Below are 5,359 nucleotides of genomic sequence, written 5' to 3'. Positions count from 1 at the left end.
CCGCCTCCGCCACACCGTGCGGGGCTGGTGGCTCCGTGCGGCACCACAACCCCGCACCGAGCCTCCGACGACGCACCCGCCGACGAAGTCCGCACCGTGCGACCCCGGCTCCGCGAATCCCGCACGGTGCCGCCTCCGCCACACCGTGCGGGGCTGGTGGCTCCGTGCGGCACCACAACCCCGCACCGAGCCTCCGACGACGCACCCGCCGACGAAGTCCGCACCGTGCGACCCCGGCTCGACAGCACGACAAGTCCGCACGGTGCGAGCCGAGCGCGTCAGCGTCGAGCAGGCCGCGCGGGCGGGGGCGGCGGGACGGGCTTCGCGGCGACGACGTCGGCGAGCTGGACCTCGACCGGGCCGCGGCGGGTCGCGATCGTCACGGCGTCGGGCGTCCGGGCGACCAGGTCGCCGAGGGCGTCCTGCGCGCCGTCCCCGTGGTGCGCCCGGACCACCAGGCGGTCCCCGATCGCGGCGTCGTGCAGCACCCCGAGCGCACGGGCCCGGGCGATCGCCGCCTGTTCGTCCGCATGCACCGCCCCAGGGTACGGGCCGCCTAGAGTGTCGGCATGGAGAAGGCCCGGGTCGACAGCTGGATCTGGGCCGTCCGGATCACCAAGACCCGGTCGGCCGCGACTGCCGCGTGCAAGGCCGGTCACGTCCGGGTGAACGGGGAGCGCGCGAAGCCGGCGCAGCCGATCGGCCCCGGCGACGAGGTGCGGGTGCGCCAGAACGGCTTCGACCGCATCGTCATGGTCACCGGCATCATCCTGAAGCGGACGAGCGCCCCCGAGGCGGCGAAGCACTTCGAGGACAAGACCCCGCCGCGGCTGTCGATGGAAGAGGCCGGCTTCGTCCCGATGCGCGATCGCGGCGCCGGACGGCCGAGCAAGCGGGAGCGCCGCGACCTCGAGAAGCTCCGCGGCTACTGACGCTTCGCGGACCCGGACCCGGGCACGTGGACATCGACCACGATCTCGAACGTGTCGGACTCGACCTCGATCCGTTCTCCGGTCCAGGGCACCTCGAGGTGCCCGTCGTCGTCCGGATCGGATCCGCCCAGCGCGCGACCGGACGGGATGCGGTGGACGGGGATGCGGGTGCCGTCCTCCGCGACGACGAACAGATCGGCCACCCGACCACGGAACTCCGTGATGCCGAACGGGTCGTCGTGGTGCCGGGACTCGGCAAACCGCGGCGTCCTTCCGTACGCGGTGAACGCCGCCGTGGCCTGCCGTTCGTAGGCGGGCCCGCAGCAGTCGTGCTCCCATCCGCCGACCACGACGACGACCTCTTCGCGCATGCCGTGATCGTACGACGCGTCGGACGGTGACGGTCGGAGCCCGGAGCCCGGAGCCCGGGGCCAGCGCCACGCGTCAGGCCGCAGGCGTCAGGGTCAGACGAAGCGGACGGTCTGCTGCAGGCGGTCGCGGATCTCGAACACGTCGACGGAACCGGCCGGCGACCAGACGCCGTTCAGCACCTGGGCGAGCGCACTCCGGCGGACGACGAGCGCGGTGGGCTTCTTCGGCGAGCCGACGAGCTGCACGTCCTCGGTGACGGCGGCGTCCGGCACGACGAGCAGCCGCCCGGAGAACCGCACCCGGGTCTGCTTCTGCACGGCACGGGCGGCACGGACGAGTTCCTTGACGGGTCGCTCCCCCGGCGCGAGCGTGTCGCCGACAATCTCGCCGTGCTCGACGCGGACCGGAGCGCCCCAGTCGATGGACTCGACGGCCCAGAGCCCGCTCGGGGTCAGGACGGCGTGGTCGAGCTTGCCCTCGGCCCCGGCGTCGAGGTCGTGCCACACCGTGACGCCGATCCCCATGTCGGAGACGATCAGGGCGGTCGCTTCTTCGGCCAGGGCCTCGGCGAGCAGGCGCCGGATGTGTCGGGGCGCGGAGCGGATGAGCGTGGGGTCGTAGGGGTCCTCGATGGGGTCGCCGAGGCCGACCCACTCGCGTTCGGCCTGCAGGAAGACCTCGCGCGACCGACCGCCGGGGTGTCCGTGGGACCGAGCCCGGGGTCGGGTGTCGCGACGTGCTGCCGGGGGTGCGTAGGCTTCGCGACCGGTGTCACCCCTGCCGGCGGTCGCCCCGGACGCGCCGTACGCGCGGGACCCGACGTCGTACGCGCGCCGGGCCGCCGGTGTGCCGATGCGCTCCCATGCGAGCTGGACCTGGCGGAAGCGCTGGGCGTCGCCGCCGAGGTCGGGGTGCGTCTCGCGGGCGGCCCGCCGGTAGGCACGGCGGAGCGCTTCGTCGTCAGCCGTCGCGGGGACGCCGAGGACTTCGTAGGGGGTGGCGTCGGCCGGGCTGTCCGTCATGGCCCTGCGACATTACCGGAGGCAGTGTCGGAGTCCGCCGCATGGTTGCTGGGTGCGGTCTGGGCCCACGCCGCCGGTTCCGCACCGACGCGCCAGCGGCGGGGCGGCCGTGCCGGTGGGGAGAGGAGCGGTGCGGCCAGGCAGCCTCGGCACACGGTCCGCAGGTGGTCGCGTCAGACCACCGTGGTCCCGACCGGCGCTCCGAGGAACGCCGCGTACCGCGCGGCCGCCGCCTCGAGCGCGCGGACCGATGCCGCGTCGAGGGCACCGAAGGGTGTGACGGTGACGAGGTGCCCGGCCCGGCGCTCGGTGCGCTTCCAGGTGCCGACGACGCGACCGCGGACGACGGCCATCGGCAGGAACATGCCGTTGGCCCCGGGGACGACCCGGTCGGCGTGCGCGGGGTCGAGCTGCGCGGACCGGTCGGCGTACCCGAGCAGGTACTCGTCGAAGCCGGGGAGCAGGTGCCCGGTGGGGGTGCGCGCGGCTGCCGGCCGGTCGGCGAGGTCGAGGAGCCCGTCGCCGAGGTCCTCCACCGCGTTCCCCGCCGCCGCCCGCGCTCGGCGGAGGTCACCGAGCGGCAGCTTCGTCCAGCTCGCGGCGTCGGCCTCGGTCGCGGGGCCACGGCCGCGCAGGTACCCGAGCAGGACCCGGCGGAGGGCTTCGTCGCGGTCCGGCGGGTCAGCGGTGGCGGGTGCCCACTCGTCGAGCAGCACGAGCCCCTGCCCGACGCGGGCGGTGGGGCCCCAGGCGACGAGGCCCTCCTGCGCGAGCTGCAGGACCAGGTGGTAGCCGCGGCCTCCGGCCGGGTCGATGCCCGCAGCGCGGTACGCCGCGAACAGGTCGTCCCGGACCAGCGCGCGACCACCGACCAGGGCCGCGATCGTCGCGTCCCGGGCCCGGCCGAGCAGGGCGTCGTCGATGCCGAGCTCGGCGGCGCGTCGGGCGATCGTGCGGAGCGTCCGTTCGGCGGTGAGCGAGAGCAGCAGGCGCAGGTCGTCGGGGCGCAGGGCGTGCAGGGTGCCGCGCATCGGCCACGAGCGGACGAGTTCCCCGCGGTCGAAGGCCTCGCGGACGTCGTCCCGCGACGATCCGGGAGCGCGGACCCCGATGGCCCAGAGCACCTGGCCGAGGTCCTGCCCCTGCACCGCCAGCATCCGCTCGACGACCTCGGTGGGTCGCAGTCCGGGCACCGCGATGCCCTGCGCCGCGAAGCGCGCCGTGCGGAGCCGCGCGGCGCTGGTGGTCACGCGACGGCGGCGGTGACGGCGGCGGCGTGCTGCTCCAGGTAGGCGACGTCGGCGCGGTACAGGTCGGCGTGGCCGTGCTGCAGGTCGCTGACGAACTTCGGGTTGCCGGCGGCGGCCTCGTGCTCGATCGTCGTGACCAGGGCGACGAGGGACGCGATCATCGTCTCGGCCAGGACGCTGCGGGAGCGGTCGTCGAGGGCGTAGGCGCGGCAGAACTCGGCGGCCCGCGCGAGCCGCTCGTCGAGGTCGGGGGCCGTCGATCCCTCGACGGCGCCGGTGGTGAACGGTGCGAACCGGTAGACGGCACTCGCGACGTCCCAGACGCGTGGCCCGGGGTGCGCGGTGTCGAAGTCGATCAGGCCGACGGCGGCGATGCCGTCGTAGACGCAGTTGTACGGGGCGAAGTCGCCGTGCACGATCGTCTCGACGGGGGCACGGTCGGCCTGCGACCAGAGGTCGTCGGTTGCGCTGCGCGGGAAGCTGGCGGCGGCGTCGTGGAACTGGCGGAGCAGGCGGGCGCTGGTGACGAGGGCGGCCTCGCTGGCGATGTCCTCGGTCCAGGGGTACTCGCCCGCGACACCGGGGACGAACGAGACCGTCTCGAGGGTGTCACCGAGGGCGATCGGTTCCGGGGCTGCGACGAACCCCTGCTCGTGCAGGTGGGCGAGCAGCCGGTGCACCGTGGGGGTCCACGGCCCGGCGGGGCGGTGGACTCGGTCGTCGGCCCTGGTGATGCGCTCCAAGGGGAACCTCCTGCGTGTTGCGTCTCCGTTGACGGAGGGCCAGCGTACCGGCAGCGACCGACGGCCGCTCGGTCACCATCCGGAACACGGCGGTCCAGGCGGCTACAGCTGGTCGCGCAACCAGGACGGCCCGTGGACGACCGCGCCGAGGGCCTCGACGCGGTCGCGGAGCTCGCGGTCGGCCGTCACGACGACGACCGGCCCGTCGCCGGCCTGCACCGCGGCCTGCGCGGACTCGACGATGGCGTCGTCGCCGGAAGCCGGAGCACGGACGACGTCGACAGCGCCGGTGGCGGCGCCGCGGTCAGCGCCGACAGCGCGGTCCGCACCGCCGTCTCCACCAGCACCGCCCACGTCCGCAGCGGCCCGGGCCTCCCCCTCGAGCACCACGGTCCACCGCGGCCACCACCGTGCGAACGGCAGGTCGAGCACCGATGCGGAGACCCCGCCCACGGCGAGCGCCGACACCTGTTCCAACAGGCGCGATGCGGCACCGGGTCGGTCCTTCCACCAGCCGTCGGGCACGCTGCCGACGACGTTCGCCGCGTCGACGACGACGTGCGGGGTGGTCGCGATCGTGGCGCGGAGCGCCGGCCACGACCTGCCGAAGCCGGGGTGCAGGGGCAGGTCGTCGACCTGGTCGATCGGGATCCACGACAGGGCGAGGCTCTCGCGGTCGGCGATGACGGGTTCGAAGGGTCGGGAGGCGCGCCCCACGACGGTCGTGTAGGTCCAGAAGCCCAGGTCGAGCAGCGCCGTGTGGCGCAGGGCGATCGCGTCGTCGGGGACACCGGCCTCTTCGGCGGATTCGCGGAGGGCGGCGGTCACCGCTGCTTCGCCCTGGTGCCGTGCGCCGCCGGGGATGCCCCAGGTGCCGCCGTGGTGGCTCCACTCGACGCGGTGCTGCAGGAGCACGCGGCCGGCGCCGTCGTCGACGAGCAGGCCGGCGGCGCCGAAGCGTCCCCACGCCTTGGTGCCGTCGGGGCCCACCGCCCAGGCGTCGCCGGGGTCGCGGGGGCCGGGTGCTGTCTCTTATACAC

General features: G+C 74.9%; 7 protein-coding genes. 1 reads left to right on the top strand and 6 read right to left on the bottom strand.

All coding sequences use genetic code 11. The features are described 5' to 3' along the window. Positions 1-278: 278 nt before the first annotated feature. A complete protein-coding gene (locus DEJ01_RS17835; RefSeq protein ID WP_258375754.1) occupies positions 279-536 on the bottom strand; it encodes a hypothetical protein in 258 nt (85 codons plus the stop codon). Between the two features lie 33 nt (positions 537-569). Between DEJ01_RS17835 and DEJ01_RS17830 the strand changes: the two genes are divergently transcribed. Further along, positions 570-932 (top strand): RNA-binding S4 domain-containing protein, encoded by a 363-nt coding sequence (locus tag DEJ01_RS17830; RefSeq protein WP_111093777.1) that lies wholly within the window; start codon positions 570-572, stop codon positions 930-932. On the opposite strand, the gene DEJ01_RS17825 is transcribed toward DEJ01_RS17830, so the two are convergent. The 5 genes from DEJ01_RS17825 to DEJ01_RS17805 form a co-directional block, all read right to left on the bottom strand. Beyond that, a complete protein-coding gene (locus DEJ01_RS17825) occupies positions 926-1,303 on the bottom strand; it encodes a hypothetical protein (RefSeq protein WP_181438500.1) in 378 nt (125 codons plus the stop codon). The genes DEJ01_RS17830 and DEJ01_RS17825 overlap by 7 nt on opposite strands. 93 nt (positions 1,304-1,396) lie before the next feature. Then, positions 1,397-2,326, bottom strand: coding sequence for a DnaJ domain-containing protein (locus tag DEJ01_RS17820; protein ID WP_111093776.1), 930 nt, complete (start codon positions 2,324-2,326; stop codon positions 1,397-1,399). Positions 2,327-2,499: 173 nt separating this feature from the next. Beyond that, positions 2,500-3,576 carry a winged helix DNA-binding domain-containing protein gene (locus DEJ01_RS17815; RefSeq protein ID WP_111093775.1) on the bottom strand — a complete coding sequence of 359 codons (1,077 nt, stop codon included), beginning with the start codon at positions 3,574-3,576 and terminating at the stop codon, positions 2,500-2,502. Further along, entirely contained in the window at positions 3,573-4,319 is a 747-nt protein-coding gene (locus DEJ01_RS17810; RefSeq protein ID WP_181438499.1) for a phosphotransferase enzyme family protein, read from the bottom strand. Before DEJ01_RS17810 ends, DEJ01_RS17815 begins: the two co-directional genes overlap by 4 nt. Positions 4,320-4,421: 102 nt before the next feature. Further along, positions 4,422-5,309: an NUDIX domain-containing protein gene (locus tag DEJ01_RS17805; protein WP_111093773.1), complete on the bottom strand. Its 888-nt coding sequence runs from the start codon at positions 5,307-5,309 to the stop codon at positions 4,422-4,424. Between the last annotated feature and the right edge of the window lie 50 nt (positions 5,310-5,359).

It is taken from the genome of Curtobacterium sp. MCLR17_040 (assembly GCF_003234735.1).
GTDB lineage: Bacteria > Actinomycetota > Actinomycetes > Actinomycetales > Microbacteriaceae > Curtobacterium > Curtobacterium flaccumfaciens.
The sequence above is the reverse complement of the archived record's forward strand: the minus strand, read 5'-3'. Positions and strand labels throughout refer to the sequence as shown.

What these genes read in the sequence shown, in the direction of transcription:
- DEJ01_RS17830 (WP_111093777.1), top strand. Translation starts at nt 570, where the DNA reads ATGGAGAAGGCCCGGGTCGACAGCTGGATCTGGGCCGTCCGGATCACC.
- DEJ01_RS17825 (WP_181438500.1), bottom strand. Translation starts at nt 1,303, where the DNA reads ATGCGCGAAGAGGTCGTCGTCGTGGTCGGCGGATGGGAGCACGACTGC.
- DEJ01_RS17820 (WP_111093776.1), bottom strand. Translation starts at nt 2,326, where the DNA reads ATGACGGACAGCCCGGCCGACGCCACCCCCTACGAAGTCCTCGGCGTC.